We start from the raw sequence: 26414 nt of genomic DNA on the forward strand, positions 1-26414 counted from the left end.
TCGCCCGCTATTGTGGGGATCATTATCCTTCGTTATCTTCTATGATGGAACTAAAAACCTCCTGGCCCCATTTGACCAAAGGAAACTGCTTCCCCAGATTGAGAAATCGTCATTGAAGTATCTGTGAAGCTGAACGTGCCTAAATCTTCTGCGTCACTGATTGATAGTTGTTCACTAAAACCATTAGTCAGTTCAGCCTGAGTCGTGCCACCGGTAGCAATCGTATAGTTTTCCCCTACTGTAAGCTGTGGTGATGAGATAACGATTGTTTGATAATTTTTAGCAGGTTGATACGCAATCACTGCTTCACTTTCGGTTGTTTGAAGGCTCATAAGTGTACCTGCTTGTTGGACAGTGTCATAGCTGATCGCTACTGTTGCTTGAGTAGAACTATCACTAACTGTTTGCGCCATCCCATTTGAACCAGCAGCGACAAATGTCCCACCTGTTAGAGTAAATGTCCCACCATAATCCAATGCACCATTACCACCATTTACGGGGCCGTCGATCAGCATTGTACCACCGGACATTTGAATGTTTCCATTGCTGTCTAAACCGTCTCCTTCTGAATTAACGTAGATTGTGCCACCGTTGATCGTGACTTCTTTGCTCTCATCTGCCTCATCCGGTGGGCCACCAAAGCTGTCAGCGCCAAACTGTCCAGTAGTTGTTTCTGTGTCACTGCCACCACCGGCATTGATCCCATCATCAGTGGCAGTGACTGTTATTTCTCCGTCATTGAAGGTGATAACTGCGGATTCAATTCCTTCATAGGATTGCTGGATGTCAATTGTGCCACCGTTAAAGGTCAACTCATTGTCTGTATGGATACCGTCATCTCCAGAGTTTAATGTAAGTGTGCCGCCTGTTATTTCAGCACTATTATTGGTATGGATACTGTCATCGGCACTATTGATGCTATACGTTCCGCTACTGATCAGTACGTTATTCCCAGCTTTTATCCCTTTGTAACTTTCATTTGTATCTAAGTTCGTGCTATCGGCTCCGTCTGCCGTCTGGATCGTGATATCTGCTCCTTGGCTACGGATGGATGTTTCTGCTTGGATGCCGTCTCTTCCACTGGTTATATTGAAAGTCCCACCGTCTATTGCCACCGCACCTTTTGTTTCATCCTCTGTCCCATTTGCTTGGATACCATCCCCTTCTTCAGTAGTGATCTGATAGCTCCCGCCTTTGATGGATACCGCATCCTTTCCTTTCAATCCGTTGTTCTTCGCATTGATCGTATAGGTTCCGGATATCAAAACTAAGTCATCTTTGCTACGAATCCCGTTGCTATAATTGCCATCGACAGTCAATGCGCCAGTGCCATTGATCGTCAAATCTTCTTTGCTGTACAATGTGGCATCTGGCTCAGTTTCGTTTTCAGCTAGAGTATATGTCTCTCCATCAGCTAAGTGATTATCGGTGTTGTCTGCCAAAGTCACTATCGCCTTTTCTGTTTGTTGGATATCCACTGCGGGTCCGTTAGAATTGGTGATCGATACACCGTTGAAGATTAGATGGACTTTTTCTTCTTTCGGCACGTTCACGATCAATTGCCCCTCAGTCAATGTTCCGCTGATGACATATGTCCCTCCTTGTGTGATCGTTACTTGTGAAGCCGCTACTTCGACACCTTCTCCTGTCACTTCTGTCTCCTCCCCTAATTGGATGTCGACAGCGGAACTTTCCTCATAGCTAGTTGTTAAGTCTTCTGTCTCATAATTACCGAACGTCGTTTCTGATTCCGTAGATGTCGTATCTGTCGAGAGATTTGTCACTGTACTTGTATCTGTTTCCTCTGTGCTAGTCTTACCCGAAGAAGCGGAGTTTGCTGAGGAACAGGCTGTTAATAAGAGGCTGGTAGCGATCAATGAATACATTTTTTTCATGCGAGTTCCTCCTTTATAATTCTTCACGATTCGTGCCTACTTTACCAAGCACGACTGGTAAATTACCATTGCGAACACGTATTTGATCAATGATTTCTTTTTCCTGCTGTTGATTTTTCAAGAGAAGAATATAGCGTAACTCGTACAAGCTTCCCATTGTTGTTGTTCGAACAGAGCTGAGATGATGCGTATACGTATACTCTTCAAAAATATCGGTAAATAATTCAGGGTAGTCCAAATCTTCTGGAATCGTTACCTTCAATTCTCGCTCGGCTACATTATTCTGATTGCCAAAAGGTGAAAGATAAAGCAGTAGTAAAAAGAGCGCGACGATGACTGAGAATAGCACCACGTATGCAACATAGCCCATCCCTGTAGCAATCCCGATACCCATCGACCAAAAAATACTAGTGATCTCTCTTGAACCGCCCGCAACCGAACGAAAGCGAATCAAACTGAAAGCGCCGACGACCGCCAAGCCTGTTCCAAGATTGCCGTTGACCAACATGATGACTGATTGAACCAGTATCGGTAAGACTGCAACAGTCACAATAAAGCTTTTCGTATAGACGTTACGTTGCATATGGATAGTTGCAACTAATAACCCTAAAACTAATGAAGTGGCAATACAAATCAATAATTCTTTAGGTTGAATGGTTGTCCCTGATTCGATCAAGCTAGATAGCATAGTTATTTCCCTCCTTTGTACGAACGAATAAATGTCGCTGATACGTTTCTGCGTATTTTGAAAAACTCCCTTTTCTTAGCTGATAATCGTTCAATAGCTCCACAAACCACAAGGGATACGCCCTTAGCGCTTTCACTTCCATCAATACGCCAATATCAGGAGCAACCAAAGTTTCTTCCCCTGTGATTGATAGATCCAAATTGGTACTGCGAAAACGGATATTCTGGTCAAACGTCACACGAAAATCTGGATCTGACGTGCCAAATAGCGACATTCGTTCATAGATGATCATTGTCTTAGGCGACAAATCTGGATTTCTTTTGAACAACCAGTTCACTTCCTGTGGGATTTGTTCGTCTTCATTTTTAGGGAAATGTTTTTGATCAAGCCATTGCAGATACTCAGCATAAGTGAGTGGCATTCTTCTTTTATAGACGATGCCGTTGACCTTCTTTTTGATTTCTAGAAAGACCATCGATGTCTCCTTTGGAATACCATAGCTTCTTACTCTGAATTTTTCTTTGTATTTTGGTTTCGTCATAGAATTGGTAATGAAACGATCGTCTGGTGTATCAAAGTACAACGATAAAATGGTATGCAGCCCGTATTCGTCGATCTGCATCTGTTTTTTCAAGTCTTTTAAAAAAGAATGGAACTGTGTCATTGGGATCAGATATTTTGTTTCTTTGCGTTGGAATACATTTTTTAATTTCATTTTCTTCCTCCTGTCTTATCAAGTGATGTCACCTAGCATACAAAGGTTAGCTTAAATGGAACTTAATCCGAAATTTAAGTTTTGTTTATGCTAATCATGGTAAAATCAAACTATATGGTGAAAACAATAGAGGTGGAATGTATGATTAAGTTATTAGTGGTCGAAGATGATCACGTATTGTCGGATAATATCAAAGAGATCATTTCTGAAATTGGTGAAGTAACTCAAGTCTATGATGGCAGCGAAGGCTTATATGAATTGGAATCTGGTGTTTATGATCTAGCGGTTCTTGATTTGATGATCCCAGAAATGAATGGGTATGAAGTATTAGCGCATCTTCGAAAAAAGAACATCTTGACCCCTGTCCTGATCTTGACAGCTAAAGATGGCTTAGAAGATAAAATTGAAGGATTCGAGCGTGGTGCGGATGACTATTTGACCAAACCATTTTATCGTGAAGAATTACTGATGCGGATCAAAGCATTGTTGAAACGTTCATTAGGTCTTTTCAGTGATCACACGTTGGAATACCAAGGAATCGTCTGTGACCTGCAACAAAATACCGTCGAATACAAGAAACAACTACTTCAGATCCAAGGGAAAGAATTTGAGTTGCTTGTTTATTTCTTGCAAAATAAAGGGATCATTTTGACGAAAGAACAGATTTTCGACCGTATCTGGGGATTTGATTCTGATACTACGATCACTGTCGTAGAAGTCTATATGAGTAATCTTAGAAAGCATCTTCGCGAGACCGGTTTGGATAAAGAAATCAAAACGTTACGTAATGTCGGTTATATTCTACAAGGAGAGTGATGCGATGACAGACAGTATTTTCAACAAACAACGTACGAAACTTTTCGCAGCCAATGTGACAGCTTTTGCTTTGATATTTCTCTTGCTTGGGGGGATCATTCTACAATTATTGAATCAATCTGCCTATCGAGAAACGGATCTAATGTTGAAGAATATCTCGATAAACTCACATATGGTGCAACTAGAGATCGAACGCTACCAACAAGGAGATCCTTTTTTCAACTCTCAGATCCCCCCACGACAAGCGGATTCGTTACCTGAAGGAGATCGTTTCAATACTCAGGTTATTTTATGGTCTGCATCGGGGGAAGTATTGAATAAAGAAACCATTGGTGGGCGTTTTAACCAAATCGAAGAAATCAAATTGGATACTACCCATTTAGATACGATCCAAAATATTGATCTGGCACAAGCTGATCAAGGAACGTCCCTTTATTTTCGTTCAATTACCAAAAAAGCAACAAACCAAGGAGAAGTTGCCTATGTCCAAGTTTTGCAAAATACCAATCAAATCAACTCCTCTCTCGGGACATTCCAAACGATTTTGATCCTTTGTATGATCGTCTTTTGGTTAGGCTCCATTGGCGTCAGCTACTATTTGTCTAAATTAAACATGCGTCCAATCTTAGCATCATGGCGTCGACAAAGAGAATTTGTGGAAAATGCTTCCCATGAATTGCGAACACCATTAACAATCATCCAAAATAGTTTGGAACACCTATTCACTAAACCAAATCATACGATCATCGAAGAATCTGAAAGTATTGCGCAAGCATTGTCTGAAACGAGACGTCTGACTGGTTTAACTTCTGACTTGTTGACCTTAGCTAGAAGCGATTCGAGTCAAGATACGCTTGCAAAACAAGCGTTACAAACAAAAGGTTTTATCGCTGAGCTGACTAAACCGTTCCAAGAGATGGCAACGATCGATCAAAAAGAATTTCTAATAGATAACCATGCTGATATGAGCGTTTTAGTCGATCCGAAAAAACTCCATCAAGTATTAGTTATTTTGCTTGATAACGCACTCAAATACACGAGTAAACACGACCAAATCATTGTGACCTCAATTAGTACGAATAAAGAATGGGTGATCCATGTCAAAAATACTGGTCCTTCGATCAGTGATGAAGACAAAAAACGCATTTTTGATCGGTTTTACCGTGAAGACCAAGCAAGATCGAAAGAAACTGGCGGCTATGGGCTAGGATTAGCGATTGCGAAACAATTGATCGAGCAACATAAGGGGCAATTGACTGTGTCTGATCACCTTCCTATGGGTGTTGATTTTAAGATTCAGTTGCCTATCAAATAAATTTTTGTGATATATGACTAAGACACTTTGAAAAATAGCTGCTGCTACATCGAAGTGTCTTTTTTGTTGATTTAGTTTTTAGTATTAAGTGAATGATTGTAGTAAAATGAGGCTAGGATAACCAGCAACAGTTGTCCTTCATTGCTCACCCTAAAAGGCTAATACATTTTGGGAAGCAGACGTAATCTTTGCAGTAAAAACACTAGTTACTGTTACCTTGACCTTGGATAAGAAATGGAGGTTTTTTGCATGGATGTCAAAACAAGAAAACAGATACAAGAAAAGTTGAAACAACGGATGCTCCAGTTACCACCGATCTTCAATGATTTTTTGCAGGCAAACGCAAAAAAATTATCATTAGCTAGTCGCTACGAATATGCAAAAGATTTCCATTTATTTACAGATTACTTACGAAAAACCCATAAGCAGGAAATCAATGATCAGTTGATTATCCAATTGGAAAAACAAGTCTATCTTAATTTTTTGAGTGAAGTTTATCTTCACACGCGAGCTTTCCATACAGCTGCTGCCCAAGAAACGCAACAGCAATTCAAAAATGGTTACTACGGGATCTCCCGTAAGCAATATGCTTTGAATCATTTTCTACGCTTTTTGTATGAAAAAGGCCTTGTTGAAAAAGAGATTTCCTTGTTAGGGGATAGTTTACCAGAAACTACCTCTTCCGCTCCTCGTTATATCGACGCTTCTTTATTAAGTAATTTCGATTCACTTTTCATTCCGGAAAAAGGATTTAATTCCCCACGTGAAGCACTTTTTGAACAAAAAAATCGTGCAAGAAATCTGGCAATCGTAGCTGTTCTTCTCTATTGTGGGTTGAAAATCCATGAAGTCGTTGAATTAAAGTGGAAAAACATTGATTTTAAGAAACAGATTTTAGTCGTTGATCGCAAAGCGAATCGTTTGGAGCGAGTACCTATTCCAAATGAAGCACTCCCGGTACTAGCGAATTATGCCAACCAACATAAAAATGGCGCATCTGGTGAATCCTATGTTTTCCGCTCTTCACACGATGAACAAATCTCACCGCGCACGATTCGCCAAATCCTTGATCGAATCACGGTGTACAAAAATGTATCACCGGAATTGTGTCGGAAAACGTTCCGCTACTATACTGAATTATACTTAGGCGACAAAGATGCAGTGAATTATCTCTGTGGCAATCGCTACGTACGTCCTCACTCATTTGAAGAAATCTACGAGAAGATGCGTGACTTCTCCTATCGCTAAATCGTTCAACGATCTATGGAATGAAAACATCGCATAGAAAGTTAGTTTGTTTCTTCACTTTCTATGCGAACTATTTCTTGTCGATGATTTTTATTAACGGGTAGTTAACCTCACTTCAAGTTTTTTTAAAACGATCAATTTGATGTTTTATTTTTTTGAAATGAGGAAAGTATGTCGTAACTGTTCATCCTACTGAGATCTTAAACAGTTGCACTTGACTGATTAAGAAGCGGTTCAATCATAGTGACTAACTTATCTTTGTGATACATTCAAATCACTTCGTTTCATTTTTTTATCGTTGTTCCCTCCTTGTCCAAAGAGATTAAAAGGACTTTGCTTTCGGACTGTTCTTTGTTTTTTCTTCATCTTTTGTTTCCTGATCAATCCAAACGGATCCAAGACATTCCGTTTATTTTCCGTGTTTCCAGTCAAGCCGAATACATTAACGATTTCACTATTCTCTTTTCCTTCGTCTATGATGGTTTCGATTCCTCTTTTTTCTCTATGACCAGTGTCTCTTTCCGGAGTGGCAGTGACAGTTTTATTATTTAGGAGCGTATGGACATTGTCCAATGGAATTTCTATCTCATTCGCCTTATAGTCCCATATTTTTGATAAGGCAATCGCCATCATAAGATATCCATTCCCTAGATCCATGCTTTTTGTTTCTCTTTTTTGTACTTTAGCCCGCGCAAAAGGTAGTCCTTTAACAAGACTGATGATAAGGTTCATTACAGTTTCTGCATCAGTCAATTTAATATTTGCACTTAAAAAAGGATCTGTACCTATGGACACCAAGACACTTTCTGGTGATAGTTCTGGTAAACCAAAACACATCGCTGCCTGCTTGACGAATTCTTGAAATGATGGGGATAGTAAAAGCTTATTTTGATTTTTATTAAATGAATCTCGTATCTCTTCCAGACTGTTCATGAATACTCCTCGAGGGGGTAAGGTGTAACATATCCAATCTTCTGTTCCGGCCATAGTGTGTGTGATTTCATGAATAAAGGTTTCCTTTATACCCGGACGTACTTGTCGATTCAAATCTATTTTTGAATCCATATGGAAAGTATCAGCAAAAATAAGGATGCGACAATTCGGATCATTGCTTAAAACAAATGCATCTGCAAGTGGGCGTGTTGTATATTGAGAAAAATAACTATTGGTGCTTTTTTGAAAAACCAAATCAGTAGAAACTATCCAAATATTTTCAAATTCAAAAGCAGCAGATTGTTCAACGAACTGAAGACCTTTTTTAGCGATATATAATAACCTTTTAACTGCTGCTCGCATGACCTCTTCCTTATTTTCAACGTTCTGTAGTTCAAATAACGGGATAAAAAGTTTGGCTGCATCTGTAGTCTCTATTTTGTCATGACTTAGCCAGAAATCCGCTAATTTTATATAATTTTCGAAGATAGATGCCGTTTCCTGAACTTCCTCTATGAATTTTTTTGCAAACGGTCTGAGAGAAGGCGGAAGCTTACTCTGTTCAAGACCAGAAAAAACTTTGTAGGGAAGCTCGGGCGTTTTAGGTAAATATAGTTGGATGACCTCTGCTAGATCACTTAACAAATTTTTTTCTGCGTCTATTCTGACTCGGTTTCTAGGTAGTGGAATAAACCCTTCTAAAGGAGGAAGTTTTACGCTATGATCCACAAATCTGAGTGCATCAATATTAATGTAAGGGATAGCATCTCGAATCATATTCCACTCTTTTTCTCTTCCAGGATTTTTCGGAAAAACAGAGTAGTCTGGTTCTTTGTTTGTACCTGTAGTTTGTGAACTCGATGCGCCAGCTGACGTCCCTGCTTGCGAACTACTTGGTAACTCTTGCGAAGGGATGTCTTTTGCTCCAGATCTTCGGATCGTTTTTTCCAGCTCAAACAGTCGTTTTTCTTCGGAGGTTTCCAAGCGGAAATAATTATTTTCTAAATCAAAGCGTAAAATCCTCAGCAGATCACTCCCGTTTTTCTTCAATAAACCGTAGCGATTTATTTCTGGATTGAGTAATACGGTTGTAACATACTGATCATTGATTTTGAGATAGGATTTTCCTTGAGCGTTCCACATCAAACCATTTTCATCTGGTGGTGAAAGCGTACTTGGATCTTTTATCGTTTCTGTTTGTCCCAACTGTTTTGTGATTGTTTCGATTACTTCTTTTGTAACCATCGGTGATGTTAGTGGCTCGAATCCCCACTCGATTCCATTATATTTTACCGGAAATATTTTGTCTCCGTTACATACGTCATAACGGATTCCTTGACCTTCGATAATTGTCGCTCTGACTGGGACTATATGACCGTTTAACTTGATATAATACTCTGTTGGTAGATCTGTTTTTTTGATTGCTAAGATTGGACCATCTCCGTACCCTCTTGGGTTTAAATTCTTTTCCTCAGAAAAAGATTTATATACAGCAACTGTACTTGTTAAGTGTTTGATTAATTCCTTTTGTTCTGAAGTGAAGGAAATAGGCCCTTCAAAGCGTTTTAACTGATCGCCGTGCAACGTATAATATTGGCCAAAGACATCACCAGTTTCAATATCGGTCACCTGTAAAAACAAATTACCTTTTGTACGCTTGACAAAGATATGTGGTCCATCTTTTGCTAGCTTAGCAAGTAATATCTCTTCTTCTATAAATTTCGCTTTAGATGCACTATCAAATCGTTCTAATTTGCTTAATAGTATTTTCATTTCTGTCGTAACCAGTGAACTGTATTTAAAACTGATCAACCGTTTGATGATCAAATGTCCTCCTCCGACTAACAACTCAAATCCTGGATCGACAGATCGCGCAACGCTTTTCATCAATGCTTTTATGTCAGATATACTAGGAAGAAAATAAGTAGTATTTTTGATTACTAATTTTATTCCCCCTTTCGCTAGCGCTCTAGATGCACCTAGCGCAAATTTCCAATTGAGTGCTGTGACTTGACCAAAAATAGGAATCATCATAACCGCATCAATCGTACAGGATGTCACCGCTTCATTAACATCTTGATCAATGATACTCACAACACAATCATAAAATGGGATAAAATGTTTGACTATATTCCAGACTTTTTCAGTGACTGTTTTATCATTGCCAAATTCATACATGATATTATAGAGAAAATCACTGTGTTGACGTGCAAGTTGATCAATAAAGGGTTTTGTATCGTATCCCTGACATAGCTTTTTATCTTTTTTGATGTCAATGGTAAAGGTAAATAATTTCTTGCCTATTTTAATCCGATCGCCTTCCTTTGTATAGCCTTGTTTCAAAAGATGTTTGTTATTAAACAAACCATACTCAAGGAATAGTAAGGGGTCTCTATCGACGCGATGGATAATATACCCACCTTCATCTGCCAGTTTTTTTAACGCGTATATTCGTTCTTCCTTTCCGTTATTTGCCACAAATAGATCCGTCTGTTCAAGTTCAAGTATGGTGTCTAACCATGGATCATGTTTGAAAAAGATCATAGGCATTGAACCAGGGGCAGAAGGAGCATAGTAATGTACCTTGTTGTATAATTTGGCAGATGCTAAAAAAACAGTAGTATTCGGAGAAAAGATAAAATGCTGATCTTCCGTATTTAGTGAATATAATGAAAGTTCAATTATTTTTTGATCCAAGTCAAAATAACTATCAGAAATAGCTCTTGTCAAGCTTTTATAGGCGACCTCAATATTGACGGGCGTAAATAGGTGAGGACATGGATTTCCACCACCTAGATAGATTTCGCTCATTCCAATAGAAAAGGTAGCACCAAGTCGCTCACACTCTTGAACGACATCATTTGTTATCGCTTGTTTTCTGCGCCAATGGATGGTTGCTTGTTGATAGGGTATAAATCTTTTTTCTATTTCTTTTTGAATATCAAGACGTATTTTATCTCGTTTGTTCCAATAACCAATAAAGGTTTGCAGCGCATATTCTTTATAGCTTCCTTCTTTCCCTGCTTTGCGTAGTCCTTCTGGATCGAGCTGCGCCGTCGTGATCAATGCGGGGATCAATAGATGATTTAGTTCATCAATTGTTGTGATTCCTTGGGTACTGATCGTTTCACAGAACAGAGCGCCCAACTTGCGAATTTCAGTTTGATCAAATTTCGTACGATAGCCTACGTTTTCAAGTAATTTCGATCCGATCAGCTGTATCACCGATCCAAAATCCGATATCAGTAAATCGTCGGAAATTTCACTCGTCTCAAGGAAATAATTTGGTAGGGTCTTTTGAACAAATAGAATCCAGATTTTTTTTAAAATGCTTAGGGAGTCCTCTGATATTTTCGCATCTGTTTTTGACAAATTGAGCACACCTGCTTTTGCTAATTCATCCACCTCAAATAAGTTTCGTAGTTGCCCAATAGTAAATATCGATGGATCTTGTGCGTCGAGAATATTTTTTGTGACATAAGCTTCGACTGAGTTTTCTAATATCGTTTCAAATATCCATTTGGTCACCGTTAATTCTGCATTTTTTTCACTGATTTTTTCGTCTGCTTCCCCACCATATCGATTCATTTCTTTCAGAATGATTTTTGCTATAGGTTGCGTTTTATCATTCATGAGGACGAACCCTGCGCTATCTTGAGAAAACCATTTGCCGAAAGCGACCAACAATTCTTCTTTACTTGGGTTTCTAGGCAGCAGTTGTTTCTGTTGAAAGAATATTTCGATTTGATTTCTAATATTTTTATCTCGCCAGCGACCATCTTCAGAGATGACGAATGATGGATCGCTTGGAGGAGGTTCCGGTATTCCCTCTATCGGTGGAGCAGCTGTTTCTAGTGTATCCATCGCCCATTTAAGAAATGCTTGATGCGCCTCTTCATCTGAGAGTTCTCGAACTTTAAAGATTCCGACAAAAAGAACTAATAAGTTTCTGACTTTGTTCATATCCACTTTTTCTGTGGATGATCCCTCTTGGAGCGTCCAGTGGGTGGCCACTTTTACTAAGTTATTTTTATCATCGGGACTGCAAGGATGGCCATAGCCAGTTAAAAAATCAGCTACTTTTTGTAATGTTTGTTCAGCCTGTATTGCAGAACTTCCGAATTTATCAATCTCTACATCACTGATTTGTCTCCCACTTTTATTGATGCCATTCTCAGAAATAAATGCTTTGACTTTTTCCTTCATTTCTTGCTTTTTGCTATCCTCATCATTTCCATAGGCAAAATTCAATTGTTTCATATCAAAAGTGAACCCATACTGCGTATTATTATTTGTCCATTGGAGTATCACTGCATAAGCTTTTTCAAGAGTCAAATCTTCCTCATTAATATTGTATGCAGTAAGAATGATGTTGGCTACTTTATACACCCTTCCAACCATAAAATGATATCTTTGCTCAGAGAGTATCCAGTCTTCCACTGCTTTGGTTAAAAAGCGGGATTCTACACGCCTCAATGTGACATTTTTTGTAAGCATGTATTTCCTAACTACCTCATTAACAGACAATGTTTTCCCTCTATTAACAGAGAATGTTCTCTCCATTTTATTAAAAATATTGAGATAATACACATATGGAATGAGTGGTTTTTCATTAGAAATATTGGGCGTCACGCCCTTACTATATAGCCTAAAGATGTGGTCGCTTTCCTGCTTCTGTTGGAATTTACTTAAAACGTATGGTGATTCATCTGGAGATATTTTATAATAGGTTGTTTTTTCATTTATCGTTCGGTAGGTCGCTCCTTCTACTAAAGTATTCAGTTTCCATTGCATATAAATTGCCTGCAATTTTCTTGTTGATAACCGTTCACCTAATCTTATCAGTGGTACATCGTATTCTTTCAAGATCATGTATGCAAAAAAATGCATTTTTTCTGAATCAACACTATTTTCAGTTTGCCAGTTTTTACCTATCCATTTTTCGACTTGCTCAATTAGAATCTCGGGGGTGTCTAGCTTTTCCACGATTCTTTGCTGGATAAGGTAATTTCTTACTTTCTGATTTACATTAGCGGTCCTATTTCGATTTCGATAAATAGAACCAACAAAATAAAAATTTGGCAGATCATGTATTTCGGCTTCTAAAGGTTGCTTGTTATTGATGACTTCTTGCACCACTTTTTTGATTTTTATCAAATCATTTTCCTGATCTGAAGGAATCACTTTCTCCGTCTGATTTGTCGTTGCTGTTTCAGTATACTCAGGAGATTCAAAAAAAGGGATTGTTTTTATGTCTTGAAATTTGGCATCTTGGTAGACATTATTCGCTCGCCATTGTAGGAAAATTGCATTTACTTCTGCATCAGATAATCTTGTCACTGGGCGACTAAGTGTATGAAGTATGACATGGGCAATCTTTCTCCTTCTAATCAGTGATAGAGTCGGACTTTCTTCACTTTCTAATTTAGCCAATTCAATAAAGATATAGCGTATGAGTGATCCTCTCAGTTTGCTAAAACGATTTTCTTCAAGGGATAAAAACTCTTTTACGGATTCATTAATTGTTTCTGTATGATATCGATCTCTAAAAATCTCATATTGAAACCAGAAGGGTGTTAACACGGCATCCATTTTCAAGTTCGTGTACAAGTGCTTTATATCAAGATAGGATATGAGCCGTAATTTTAACTCATGTTCAACGTCCATATTTAGCTCTTCATATGACAATAATGGCGCTTGTAAGCTTTTATCACTTTCATACAAATCGGTACCTGGGATATGTTCGCCTGACCGTTTCTGAATCAAATGATCGGGTTCTTTTTTGAATGTGTAGCCACTAAACGCGTTGTTATAGCGCCACTGTAAAAAAATAGCGATACTTCGTTCCTCTGATAAATTATGTGCAGGTAGTCCATGTTCTTTTAGAATCGTTTTAGCAATTTGTAATCTCCGATCGATAATCGCCGCATTTGAGCCTCCGTTATTGGCAAAATTTTGCAAAACAAGTGAAAAATCATTTGACGCTAGTCTTGATGATCCTTTTAATTCTTCATACTGATCGACAAGTTCCTCGATGATTTGATCATTGACTTTCGCCGTCTCTGCTCTTCGATCAAATAATTCTCGATCAAACCATATCGGGGGCAAAGTCACACCTGATTCCTCAGGTAGAGTCTGATTTTTCAAATAAGCCATGACTATTTTATTTACGACAGCGTGTTCTTCTTGCGAAAGGTCTTTAGAGGAGTTCAAAGATACTTGCGAGCTGATGTCATAAGGCAATAGTTTTTTTTGTGTTGGAGAAGATGATTTTAAGTGTTGTATGTCTGTTAGGCTCAGTTCATTGAACTGGATGTCGCTAAACACATCGTTGTAAATCCACTGAAAGAAAATGGCTATGGCTCGCTTGTCTGAAATGGTGTCATCATTTATGTCGTAGCATTGAAGTATAACTTTAGCGACCTGGCGTCTTTTTTCCAGGATGGCAACACTTGATATGTCTTTATCCACCCACTTTAGTAGAGCGAGGAAAAAGTCTTTGGTAGACAAATCATCGATCAAACAGAAACCAAGGTATTCACACACACGCTCTTTGATCCGATTGGTTGCGACTTCACTTTTCATGCGCTGTTGAAAGACATCTAAGTCGAGCCAAAATGCGTCAATCGATTCGGTTTTTGGTATAGGCAAAGGTTGCCCTTTTGTATACATATCCACTCTTTGGTTAATAAAGGATCGAGTCGTCTGTGTGATTTCTTTCACTGAATTCAGTGGTATTTTACTCGCATCGTATGGGGGCACATCCGCTGAGGCGGAAGGCGTATCGATTCGTTGTGTCACTTGTTCCAATGTGTCTGGAAGTTGAAATTTATAGTTCATGAAGGCATGATTGTTACGTGCTTGTAGAAATATTTTTATTGCTTGGACATCTGTAATTGGCTCATCTTTTACGCCATAAGCCTCTAAAATGACCTGCGCAATTTGTCGTCTTCTTTCTAATACTAGCTCCTGATCACTTGGATTCTTTGAAGTCCCCCAATTATAAAGACCTTGAAACAGTTCTTTTGTGGAGACGCTATTAGAGAAGCAAACGTCATCAGACAAATCGCAAAGTGATTTTCTAATCGTTTCCATTGCCATGCCTACTTTATGTCTCTTTTGAAATAACACTAAATGAAACCAAAAGGGCGTTAATGTTTTCGTAGTGACTGATGGTGAAGGTTCAATATTCACATAGGATTTCAGTACCTTACTGACTGTTTTTTGGATTTCAAGAGAAGGTTCGTCTTCCAGATAATTCATTGAAACACTCATACTGGAGGCATAAGGTAAGATAGGAACATTCAGATTATTTTGAGGTGTCGGTAGCGCTTCCGCTCCGGGGAATATCTGAAAGTTGCTCTTTTCAAAGAATTGATCGATCCGTTCATTGAATTTTTTTGCTAAGTCTATCAGCGGGGCTGCGAGATATTCTTCCTCTTCTTCCAATATCGGTGTTTCAGTTGCTTGGCTACTCTTGGGTGTCTGAATTTGGTTGCTTTTAGATGTCTGAGGAAGGTAAGGCACCTCACGGATCTTTCTCTCCTCTTTTGATATCTGCTCAGTTGCGAGATGTTCCGCTGAGAATGTCCTTGCCAAGACTGTGAAAAATTTTGATAAGATACTCTCAGTCGGCACGTCATTTGAACTTGCTGTGTGACTACTATTCTGATATTCGTAAAAAAAAGCAGTAAAGGTATCTGTCAAATTGTCCCAAAAAGATGTTGGCAGAGTCGAATGAGTTTGATTATTTTCACTGTGATTACTTGGTGATCCTGCTAGATTCTTATAATATGAATCTATAACCAGACGAGCGATATTTTTGGCTTTTTTTTGAATTTCCCCTAAAGCGACTCTATTTTTTGCCTCTTTATTTTTAAAGGAAAAATGGTGGATTTCTTGTACATCATCTTTTGGTTCTTGTCTTAGTTTTAAGGATTTTGACACCGCCTCTTGGCAGATCGTATTAAAATGATAAAGTGTGTGATTTTCCTTTTCCCACATTCCTCCCTCAAGTACTGATTGAGTTGTAACTGTCGTATTGCATTGATCGATTTTTTCCAAATTATGAATAGTTTTGTGTATCTGCAGTGTCCAATGATGGGTGAATTCAGCTAAAGAAATCGGTTCTTGTAAGGTTGCGTTTTTTATTGAATTAGAAAAGTATTCCGTCGCATGGATCGGTTGTGCTGGTTCAACGAGGGCCGGATTTACACTTGAACGAAAAGAAAGAGAATGGATCGTCGGCTGGTATGTCTTGGTCTGATTCGTTGCGGTCTGATTTACTGGGGGGTGATCCAGCATAATATGATTCTCGTCAGTTTTTACTGGACCAATATCCACATAGGTGTCAGCTTCAAAGGCAGGTCTATTTGTTCGGAGGGCTCTTAGAGGGGTCCCTCTCACAGCCAGAGAATCAGTGATGACTAATAGCTGAAGAAAGAGCATTGGGGACCACCTGATCCGTTCATTTATCTTGGTATTCGCTTGGTTAGAGATAAAATTCGCGGCTTCTTGTCTATCTTTTGGATTCGATCCTTTGTTCAGCTTATTATAATGCATTCCGACAGGTTTACGATATTCTTCGATTGGCATGTTTCCACTCCTTTTTAATTCTATTTATCATTGATATTGGTATACCTACTATTTAAATTAATCATATATAGAAACTAACTCGTACCAAGTCCTATTTTTTATATAAGAATAAATAATGTTGAATGAACATCTTATTCAACGATCATTTTATATCCGATCCATTAGAAGCACATCATTTAGTCATACAGTTTTTCGTTTTTTTTTACTTGAAAAGTATAGTGGTACAGAACCCATCCTGTGTATCGGCTACCTGTTCCAAATGACGGGATTTCCGATACTAACAAATTATTCTATCCAACATAAAAAGGCGGACTTGGAGACTCCTTTTTTCTCTCTTCTCACGATGAACAAATCTCCCCCAACACGATTCGCCAGATTCTTGAGTGAATCACGTATACAACAATATTTCACCGAAATTGCATCGGACAACCTTCCACTACTAAACTAAATTATACTTAGGAGATAAAGATGCAGTGAATTATCTCTGCAGCAATCGTTACATTCATTCCCACTCATTCCCACTCATTTGCTGCTGTCGGTGCAAAGAAGTGTGATTTCTCCGACACTGAAATAAACAAATAATCAAATTAATCGCCTAGCAAGTTGCTTGTGTTATCTGGTTCTATCAACTTGCTAGGTTGATTTTTTATCGACATAAATGGATCTTAGGTCTTCTTTCTTATTATTTTCAGCCTGTGAGGTAGGTACGTTAGCGACATGGGGGGTGTCCCAGATTCTTGCCTACTTACTACTCGGAGCTGTGTATTTCCGTTATAACCTATTTAAAATGGCATTTTTTGGTTTAGACAATCAAGAAAATCTACCTGTTCTTGCTTCCATCATTCTTTTACAACTAGGGTTACTGACCATCTTCTGAGAAAATCATGGTTATTGCCGGATTAACACATTTATTGGAACTTCATCGTTGAGATAGATTCAAATCGCTGCGCTTCATTGATTTATTCTTGCCAGACTTGGACGGATCATAAGGATATTGTTCCTTTTGATTCTTTTTGTACAATCTGAATGGGTTGTAGAAATTTTTTTCCATTTTTTGTTTTGTGATCGCTCCCTGTGTATTGGTAATAGTGCTAGCTGTTTTCCCATAAGTGATTATGGTGTTGATCCCTCTTTTTTCTCTAGGATGTTCTTCACTCACTGGAGCAGAAGTTGTAGTCTTATTATTTTCAATCGTCTGGGTTTGTTCCAGCTGGATTTCTTTCTTATGTGCGGTATAATTCAGGATACTTGATAAGGCAATAGCAAGCATAAGATAACCAGACCCTAGTTGACTATTCGCTATGTCTCTTTTGTTTAGTTTTGCTTTTTCGAACGGTAATCCCTCAGCAAGACTTATAAGTAGGATTGTCACTGTTTCTGCATCAGTCATTTTGATATTTGCTTGTAGAAAAGGATCTGTTTTTAGTGCCTCTCTGACGCTTTCGGGTGATAGACCTGGTAAGTTGAGCTGTTTGGAAATTTGATCAACGAAGTCGTTAAATGGCTTTGATACTATTAGATTAGCCGCATCCTCCTTATATTCATCTAATACTTGTTTGAGACTAAGCATATCCTCACCTATGTCTGGTAAATCAAAGGCTAGCCAATCATCTGTGAGAGATACAAGGTGTGTTATTTCATGGATAAGGGTTTGCTTTACCATAGATTCTGTATCCTTGCCTTCCGCTAGAGCTGGATTTACATGAAAAGAATCTGCTAGAATAATAATTCGAGCCTCTGGATCGTAGCGCAAAACAAAGGCATTTGCTTGTGGCGGGGTGCTATACCGAGAGAGGTATTTTTTTGTTTTTTTTTGGTAAACTAAATTAGTCGATACTGTCAAAATATTATTAAAGCCAAAAGCAGACGATTGTTGAATAAATTGGTTCCCTTTTTCACACACTGATTTGAGTCTGTTGAGCGTTGCTCTCATGATTGCTTCCCTGTTTGCAACACCCTGCAATTCAAAGAATGGAATTAAGAGTTTGGCAGCCTCTGTATCCGCGATATTATCATGACTTAACCACTCGTCCGCTTTTTCTATAAACGTTTGAAAAACTGCTGAAGATTTTTCTACTTCTTCATTAAATTTATTGATAAATGGTTGGAGAAAATTTGGAAATGTAGTTGGATCAAGCCCTGTAAATACGCGATAAAGAAGCGCAGGTTTTTTTGGTAAAAGTAAGTTGATTCCGCCAGTGAGTTCATTTACTAGGCGCTCTTCTTGGTTTGTTAAGACTCGGTTGGGTAGTTCTGGGATAAAAGCAGTCAAAGGTTCAAGTTTGATGCTAAGATCGATCGTTCTAGCGATACTGTCTGCATATGGGACAGTATCTCGTAGTGCATTCCATTCTTTTTCCATTCCAGCTTTTGGTGGAAGAGTGTTATATTCAATATACTGAGGCGTTTTTTTGGGTGGTCCTTCAGCTTGTGAACTTGAAGAAGCGTCTTTTGACGTGCTAGGAATGACTTTTTCTTCGTATTTCTTCCTCTTTCCAGCCGTTAGTATCGCGTTTTTTAGGTCAATCATTTTTTTTTCTTCTGGTGTTTCAAAGCGAAATTGATTCATCTCAGGTTCAAAACGTAAAACTGTCATTGGGGCATTCGCATTTTTCTTTACTATAGAATAGCGACTTTCTTCTGCATCAAGTAATTGAATTGGGACATACTGATCCTTGATCTTGATGTAGGCGTTCTTTTGAGCATTCCACATCAATCCGTTTTCATCAGGTGGTGAAAGCGTGGTTGGGTCTTTCAATGTTTCAGACTGATCCAGCTGTTTTTCCAGCGACTCGATGAGTTCTTTTGTCACCGTTTGGGATGAGGGTGGCTCAAACCCCCATTCGATCCCATTATACATTACAGGAAATACTTTATTTCCTTCACACACGTCATAGCGAGTACCTTGACCATCAATCGTCGTCACTCGGACTGGAACGGTCTGTGCATTGATCTTGATATAATACTCAATTGGTTGATCTACTTTTGTGATCGTTAAAATGGTACCCTCACCATACCCTTTTGGATTTAAATTTTTTTCCTCTCCAAACGATTTATAAACAACTACTGAGCTTGTTAACCGTTTAACCAATTCAATTTGTTCAGGGGTTGAAGGAATAGGCCCTTCAAATACTTTCAATTGATCACCATTCAATGTATAGTAGCGACCAAAGACATCACCTGTTTCTATATTTGTCACCTGCAGATACAAGTGACCTTTTTTACGTTTAACAAAGATGTACGGACCATCTTTTGTCAATTTAGCTAAAACCATGTCTTTTTCCATTGATTTAGCCATCTTTGCCCCTTGATATTTTTCTAGTTTTTTTAGTAACAATTTCATTTCTTCTGTAATTAAATGTGTATATTGCAAATTGATCAATCGCTTGATAGCTATTTTTCCGCCGCCCATTAATAACTCAAATCCCGGATCTACGTAACGAGCACTGCTTTTCAATAAGAACTTTACATCAGTTATGGTAGGAAGAAAATGAGGAGCATTTTTTATGACTGATTTCATACCACCCGTTGCCATTGCTTTTGCTGTCCCTAAAGCAAATTTTGAAGTCACAGAGGTCACTTGGCCAAGGAAAGGGATCAAGAAAATAGCATCAATGGCACAAGACGTGGCTGCTTCACCTACATTTTGATCAATAATGCCGACGACACAATCATAAAACGGAATAAAGTGTTTAACGATATTCCATACTTTCTCCTTGATGGTTTTATCGTTTCCAAAATCATACAAAAGCTTGTATAGTATATCTTTGTGTAGATGAGCAAAATAATCGATTAACGGTTGATTATCGATTCCTTGACTGAGCTTCTTCTCTTTATTGATCTCAACAGTAAAGGTAAAAAGTTTATCTCCAATGCGAATCTTATCCCCTTCTGCTTGATAACCCTGGCCCCAAACTTTTTTGTTGTTGAATAAACCAAAGTTAAGGTAGAGTAATGGTTTTTTATCCACACGATAGATAATGTAGCCACCTTCATCTGGTAGCTTTTTCAACGCATATAATCGTTCTTCTGTCCCATTTATCGCCACAAATAAATCGGTTTGATCGAGAGAAAGAGTGGTGTCTAACCATGTTTCACGTCGAGCAAAAAAGACGGGAGGCATCACTCCAGGACCAGAGGGAGCGTAATAGTGCACTTTATTTTTTAATTGAGCAGTTGCGCCGTAAATTTGAGTAGTAGGAGAAAATATAAAATCGTATTCTACTAGATTCATCGTATTAAATGAAAATTCAATGATCTTTTGATCAAAGCTGAAATAAGTTTCTGACACCTGTTTTGTCAAGCTTGTATAAGCAACTTCAATATTTACAGGAGTGTATAGACTTGGGCATGGGCTACCTCCGCCTAGGTAGGTTTCCCCTATGCCAAAGGTTGACTGTGCACCAAGCCGTACGCATTCCTGGACGACCTCTTCTGTGATCACTTGTTTTCGTCGCCAGTTGATCATCGCTGCTTGAAAAATCAAAAATCGCTTTTGGACTTCTTCTTGAAGTTGTAAACTCAGTTCATGCCGCTTTTGCCAATACCCTAGAAAGACTTTTAACGCATAGCCTTTATAATCTCCGGTCTTACCTGCTTCTCGTAATCCTTCTGGATCGAATTGCGCTGTAGCAATCAACGCTGCTATTAAGACATGATTCAATTCGTCCAGAGTTGAAATGCCTTGTACACTAATCGTCTCGCAGAACGCGGCACCTAATTTACGAATCTCAGTTTGATTGAACTGGCTGATGTAGCCTTCATTATCAAGTAATTTCGATCCGACCAGCTGAACCAATGAGCCAAATTCAGAAATCAGTAACTCGTCTGCTAACTGACTCGTCTCAAGAAAATAATTCGGTAATGTTTTTTGAACCAAAAGAATCCACATTTTTTTTAAAAGTATCAAAGATTCTTCTGTTGCATTAGCCGTGCGTAGTTGACCAAATGAGATAGTGCCTGTTTTAAGCATCTCGTCGATCTCAAACAATTTCCTTAGCTGACCGATGGTAAAGACGGATGGATTTGACGAAGCAAGGATATTCTTAGCGACATAGGCTTCGATTGAACAGCCTAATATATTTTCAAAAATCCATTTTGTTACCGTTAATTCTGCATTTTTGTGACTGATTACTTCGCTTGTTTCACCACCATATCGGTTCATGGCTCTTAGAATGACTTTTGCAATCTCTTGGGTTTTGTCAGGCATTAGTGTGATTCCCGCCCCATCTTGTGAAAACCATTTGGCAAAAGCAATCAATATATCCTCTTTTGCTGCTTTATCAGGAAGTAACTTTTTGTCTTGAAAGAAACTTTCGATTTGCTTTCTGATGCTTAGATCACGCCATTCACGGTCTTCTCTAGTACCAAAGGATTGATCGATAGGAGCAGGCGCGGGAGTGATTACTGGTACAGAAGTTATCGTTGGTGGAGCAGCCATTTCTAAGGTTTCCACGGCCCATTTGACGAATGCTTGTTGCAGCTCATTGTTTGAAAGTCTTTGTGCTTGTCTTGCGCCTAGAATCATTACGACTAATTTTTTGATTTTACCGAAATCAAGTATTTCTTCTGCCGTTCCCTCTTTAAGTGTCCAATAAGATGCCACTCTTACTAAGTTATCTGTATCGTCAGTATCACAAGGATATCCCTCAGAAGTTAAAAAATCAGCTATTTTTTTAAATGTTGCTTCCACTTGTATCGCAGATCTTCCGAATGTATCAATTTCTGCTTGCCCGATTATTTCCGTACTTTGTTCGATGTTGTTTTCAGAAATAAATGCTTTCGCTTTTTCAAGTATTTCTTGATTTTTGCTAGCTTCTTCTGTTCCATAGGCAAAACATATTTTCTGCATATCAAAAGTGAAATCAAACTGCGCATTATTGTTAACCCACTGAAGGATTACCGCATACGCCTTGTTAAGGGTTAAATCCTCTTCATTAACGTTGTATTCTTGCAGAATGATTTTTGCCGCTTTTTTTACACGTTCAACCATGTGATAATAGTTTGGTTCGGAAAGTATCCAGTCTTCCAATGCTTTTGTCAAACCTTCGGTTTCTTGAGGTATGGTCGGGACTTTTTGTGTAAGAAGATAGTTTCTAACCCCTGGATTGACGGAATACGTTTCTTCCTGTTTATCGAAAATATTTTTATAATAGACATATGGAATGATTGGTTTTTCAGTAGAAAGTTCGGAATTATACCCCCTACTAAAGGCTCTATAGATTTGATCACTGTCCTGTTTATGTTGAAAGTTACTGATAACATATGGAGATTCTGGAGGAGATAATTTGTAATAAATCGTTTGTTCATCCGTGTCTTTATATGTGCCACCTTCAAGTAATGTATTCATTTTCCATTGCATATAAATTGCCTGCATTTTTCTTGTTGAAAGGACCTCTCCAAATCTCATAAACTCCACACGATATTCTTCCAAGATCATGTACGTGAGAAATTGCATCTTTCCCGCATCGACACTATTTTCAACTTCCCATTCTTCCCCTACCCATTTGTCCACTTCGTTAATCAATTTCTCAGACGTATCGAGTTCGCCAACAATATTTTGCTGGCGTAGGTATTTCCTAATTTTTTCTTTGACTACATGCGTTCTATAGATATTTTGATAAATTGAAAAAACAAAATAGCAATTCGGGATATTCTGTCTATCTGCCTCCGAGGGTTGCCTATTATTGCTAATTTCTTGCACGATTCTCTTGATTTGTATCAAATCCTTCTCTTGAGATGAAAGAGAAGGATTCACCGTTTGATCCGTAGTTGCTATCTCATCAACTTGTGGGGATTCAAGTAAAGGAATCGTTTTTATATTTTTAAAGTTGGCAGCAATAAACACGTTGTTCGTTCGCCATTGTAAGAAAATCGCATTTACTTCTGCATCCGTCAATTTTGTCGCTGGACGTCTGAGTGTATCAAGTATGACATGTGCGATTTTTCTCCTTCGAATCAATGACTGATCAGGACTTTCTTCACTTTCCAGTGAGGCCAGCTCAATGAAGGTATAGCGTATGACTGAGTCGTTTAATTGACGGAAATCCCCCTCTTCATGAGCCAGATAATCTTTCACAGCCCCATTGATTGTTTCAGTTTGGCTTCGCTCTTCAAAAATGATCGAATGATACCAGAATGGCATTAGTATGACATGTGGTATCAATGTATTGTACAAGTATCTCGTGTCAAGATAGGAGATAGTCCATAATTTTAATTTGTGTTCTACATCTATGTGCAGTTCCTCATATGAAAATAATGGCGCTTGTAAACTTTGAGCAGTTTCATACAATGAAGTTCCTGGGTAAGGATTATCTGATCTTCCCCCTGTACGTTTTTGGATGAAGTGTTTCTCGCTTTCTTCTTTGAAATTGTAGCCCCTAAAAGCATTGTTATAGCGCCATTGCATAAAAATAGCGATTGCGCGTTCTTCCGATAAGTTATGGGCAGGTAACCCATGCTTATCAAGAATCGTTTTGGCAATTTGAAGTCTCCGCGCAATGATCACCGCATCTGATCGTCCTCTACTAGCAAAATTCTGCAAAACTAGCGAAAAATCATTTGGTGCTAGTTCCGATAATTGGTTTAATTCAACATACTGGCTACTAAGTTCTCTAATAATGAGGCCGTTGACTTTTTCAGTTTCTTCCCTTTTATCAAATAACTCTGAATCAAACCATATCGGAGGTAAAGGCACAGAGGAATTGTCTGGTAAAGGCTGATTCTTCAAATGAGCCATGACTATTTTATTGACGACTGATTGTTCTTCTTCTGAAAGCTCTCTCGTTGATTTTAACGATACTTGCGCGCTGATGTCATAAGGTAAAAGTTTCTTATGCTCTAAATGAACTGATTGGATAGGATGTAGGTCTATTAGATGCTGTTCGGTAAATGGAACATGTTTTAGGGCGTCGTTATGAAGCCATTGGATGAAAATCGCAATCGCACGTTCGTCGGAAATCACCTCATCCTTCAAACCGTAACTTTGAAGGATGAGGTGAGCGATTTGAAGTCTCTTCTCCAGTATGCTAGTACTTGACATCCCTTTACTTCCCCATTTTTGTAAGGTAAGGAAAAAATCTTTGGTCGACAGATCATCAATCAAACATAATCCGAGATATGCACAAACATTCTCTTTCATTCTATTTGTAGCGATTTCAGTTTTGGTACGCTGCTGATAGACATCTAAGTCAAACCACATGGCGTTTATTGGTTCTTTTGGTGGAATAGGTAAAGGCTGATCTTTCATATAGGCATCCATTGTTTGGTCAAAGAAGGCTCGAGTTAGTGCTGATATTGCTACGGCTGAGTTCAGTGGCGTTTGACTAGCATCATAAGGGCGGACATCAGGTAAGGAGGATGAACTAATTGTTTGTTGATTGGCTGGATCCAATGATTTAGGTTCATGAAATGTATAGTACTTAAAGGCATGATTATTTCGCGCTTGTAGAAAGATTTTGACTGCTTCGATATCAGTAATCCCATCTACTTTTACGTCATAAGCTTCTAAAATGAGTTTGGCTATCTTTTGTCTTCTTTCCAGGACTTGTTCGTAATCACTTGGGTCCTTTGAAGTTCCCCATTCCTGAAGCCCACGAAACAATTCTTTTGTGGAAATACTATTCGAGAAACAAACGGCATCGGACAACTCGCAAAGCGATTTTCTGAGGGTATTCATTACTGCATCCACTTTATATCGCTTCTGAAAGAGCACTAGATGAAACCAAAAGGGTGTCAATTGTTTACCAGTTATTGAAAGTGAAGGTTCAATATTCACGTAACGCTTTAGTACCTCATTGACTGTTGCTTTTAGTTCCACAGAAGGTTCTTCTTCCATATAATTCATTAAAACACTCGTACTAGAGGCATAAGGTAAAAAGTGATCAGTCGGATTTTTTTTAGGTATTGGTAACGCTTCTGCTCCAGGAAATATCTGAAAGTTGCTCTTTTCAAAGAATTGATCGATTCGTTCGTTGAATTTTTTTGCTAATTCTAATAATGGCGCTGCGAGATATTCTTCTTCTTCTTCCAAAATCGGTGCCTCAGTTGCTTGGTCGTTCTTGGGTGCCTGATCTTGGTGGCGCATAGATGACTGAGGTTGTTCACTCATGAGTAGAGGAAAATATGTTGCCCCAGCGTCCCTTCTACTTTCTTTTTGAGCATGTTCAGTTGCAAGGTTTTCCGCTGAGAATGTCCGTGCTAATACTGTAAAAAACGTTGATAATACGCTCTCAACTGGTGGTTCACCTGAACCAGTCGTGTGACTACTATTCTGGTATTCATGAAAAAAAGAAGTAAAGGTATCCGTTAAGTTGTCCCAAAAAGAGGTTGGCAGGAACGGTCTTGTATGATTGTTTTCGCTGTGACTACTTGAAGATTCTGCGTCATGATCATAGTAAGATGATAGGACCATCCGAGCAATATTTTTTGACTCACGTTGGATTCTACCTAAGTCTACTTTATTCTTTGAATCTTTATTTTTAAAAGAAAAATGGTGGATTTCTTGCTGATCGTCTTTTGCTTGCTCTCTTAATTTTAGTGATTTTGATTTCGCCTCTTCACAGATCGTATTAAAATGATAGAGCGTATGGTTTTTCTTCTCCCATAACCCATAGTCGAGTACGGACATGGGCGTGACAGTGGTATTACACTTATCGATTTCTTCCAGATTATGAATGGTTTTATGTACATGCAGTGTCCAATGGTGTGTAAATGCAGCTAAAGAAACTGGTTCTTGTAAGGTCGTTTTTCTTACTGGATCAGAAAGGTATTTAGAAGCATTGATCGGTTGTGCTGGTTGAACGAGGGTCGTATTGACACTCGAACGAAAAAAGAGTGAATGGATCGTGGTTTGATTCACATTTGTTTCTAATGGACCAATCTCAACTGTGGTATCGGCTTCAAAAGCAGGCCTACTTGTACGAAGTGCTCTTGGGGGGACCCCTCTCATAGCAAAAGAATCAGCAATGACTAATAGTTGAAGGAAAAGTAATGGAGACCATCTAATTTGTTCTGTTAGCTGAGTATTTGCAGTGCTAGAGATGAAATTGACTGATTCTTGCCTTGCATTTTGATCAGAATTTTTATTGCGTTTATTCTCAAATGTACCGACTGCTTTACGATGTTCTTCGATTGGCATTTTTTTCGCTCCTTTTCAATACAGCTGATTAATTAAAATGGTATATCTATTATTTTAGATTATCTTGTAGG

Annotated in this window: 8 protein-coding genes and 1 pseudogene; 4 read left to right on the forward strand and 5 right to left on the reverse strand. The window is 38.6% G+C overall.

Annotated features, from left to right (window positions below; all coding sequences use genetic code 11):
* Positions 1-50: 50 nt before the first annotated feature.
* Genes IGJ19_RS06920 through IGJ19_RS06930 form a run of 3 tightly spaced genes read right to left on the reverse strand, consistent with a single transcriptional unit; the run spans position 51 to position 3298 of the window.
* Positions 51-1895 carry a carbohydrate-binding domain-containing protein gene (locus IGJ19_RS06920; RefSeq protein WP_430604531.1) on the reverse strand — a complete coding sequence of 615 codons (1845 nt, stop codon included), beginning with the start codon at positions 1893-1895 and terminating at the stop codon, positions 51-53.
* A gap of 13 nt (positions 1896-1908) precedes the next feature.
* Positions 1909-2583 carry a DUF4956 domain-containing protein gene (locus IGJ19_RS06925; RefSeq protein WP_430604532.1) on the reverse strand — a complete coding sequence of 225 codons (675 nt, stop codon included), beginning with the start codon at positions 2581-2583 and terminating at the stop codon, positions 1909-1911.
* Positions 2573-3298 (reverse strand): polyphosphate polymerase domain-containing protein, encoded by a 726-nt coding sequence (locus IGJ19_RS06930; RefSeq protein ID WP_430604533.1) that lies wholly within the window; start codon positions 3296-3298, stop codon positions 2573-2575. Before IGJ19_RS06930 ends, IGJ19_RS06925 begins: the two co-directional genes overlap by 11 nt.
* 141 nt (positions 3299-3439) lie before the next feature.
* On the opposite strand from IGJ19_RS06930, the gene IGJ19_RS06935 reads away from it, so the two are divergent.
* The 3 genes from IGJ19_RS06935 (at position 3440) to IGJ19_RS06945 (ending at position 6677) form a co-directional block, all read left to right on the forward strand.
* Entirely contained in the window at positions 3440-4114 is a 675-nt protein-coding gene (locus tag IGJ19_RS06935) for a response regulator transcription factor (RefSeq protein ID WP_074798999.1), read from the forward strand.
* 4 nt (positions 4115-4118) lie between these two features.
* Positions 4119-5429 carry a sensor histidine kinase gene (locus IGJ19_RS06940; protein WP_260697495.1) on the forward strand — a complete coding sequence of 437 codons (1311 nt, stop codon included), beginning with the start codon at positions 4119-4121 and terminating at the stop codon, positions 5427-5429.
* Positions 5430-5678: 249 nt separating this feature from the next.
* On the forward strand, positions 5679-6677 hold the full coding sequence (locus tag IGJ19_RS06945) for a tyrosine-type recombinase/integrase (protein WP_071867053.1): 999 nt from the start codon (positions 5679-5681) through the stop codon (positions 6675-6677).
* A 252-nt stretch (positions 6678-6929) separates the two neighbouring features.
* Here IGJ19_RS06945 and IGJ19_RS06950 read toward each other — a convergent pair whose 3' ends face one another.
* On the reverse strand, positions 6930-16205 hold the full coding sequence (locus tag IGJ19_RS06950) for a QWxxN domain (protein ID WP_430604534.1): 9276 nt from the start codon (positions 16203-16205) through the stop codon (positions 6930-6932).
* Between the two features lie 327 nt (positions 16206-16532).
* On the opposite strand from IGJ19_RS06950, the pseudogene IGJ19_RS06955 reads away from it, so the two are divergent.
* Positions 16533-16759 (forward strand): annotated as a pseudogene (locus tag IGJ19_RS06955) (hypothetical protein); the annotation flags it as partial.
* Positions 16760-17124: 365 nt separating this feature from the next.
* On the opposite strand, the gene IGJ19_RS06960 reads toward IGJ19_RS06955, so the two are convergent.
* Positions 17125-26343, reverse strand: a complete 9219-nt coding sequence (locus tag IGJ19_RS06960) for a QWxxN domain (protein WP_430604535.1) — start codon at positions 26341-26343, stop codon at positions 17125-17127.
* Between the last annotated feature and the right edge of the window lie 71 nt (positions 26344-26414).

It is taken from the genome of Enterococcus sp. DIV1368b (assembly GCF_050529595.1).
GTDB lineage: Bacteria > Bacillota > Bacilli > Lactobacillales > Enterococcaceae > Enterococcus_B > Enterococcus_B mundtii.

Bases quoted from the DNA above. Each gene is read 5' to 3' on its own strand.
- IGJ19_RS06920 (WP_430604531.1), bottom strand. From the start codon at position 1,895: ATGAAAAAAATGTATTCATTGATCGCTACCAGCCTCTTATTAACAGCC.
- IGJ19_RS06925 (WP_430604532.1), bottom strand. From the start codon at position 2,583: ATGCTATCTAGCTTGATCGAATCAGGGACAACCATTCAACCTAAAGAA.
- IGJ19_RS06930 (WP_430604533.1), bottom strand. From the start codon at position 3,298: ATGAAATTAAAAAATGTATTCCAACGCAAAGAAACAAAATATCTGATC.
- IGJ19_RS06935 (WP_074798999.1), top strand. From the start codon at position 3,440: ATGATTAAGTTATTAGTGGTCGAAGATGATCACGTATTGTCGGATAAT.
- IGJ19_RS06940 (WP_260697495.1), top strand. From the start codon at position 4,119: ATGACAGACAGTATTTTCAACAAACAACGTACGAAACTTTTCGCAGCC.
- IGJ19_RS06945 (WP_071867053.1), top strand. From the start codon at position 5,679: ATGGATGTCAAAACAAGAAAACAGATACAAGAAAAGTTGAAACAACGG.
- IGJ19_RS06950 (WP_430604534.1), bottom strand. From the start codon at position 16,205: ATGCCAATCGAAGAATATCGTAAACCTGTCGGAATGCATTATAATAAG.
- IGJ19_RS06960 (WP_430604535.1), bottom strand. From the start codon at position 26,343: ATGCCAATCGAAGAACATCGTAAAGCAGTCGGTACATTTGAGAATAAA.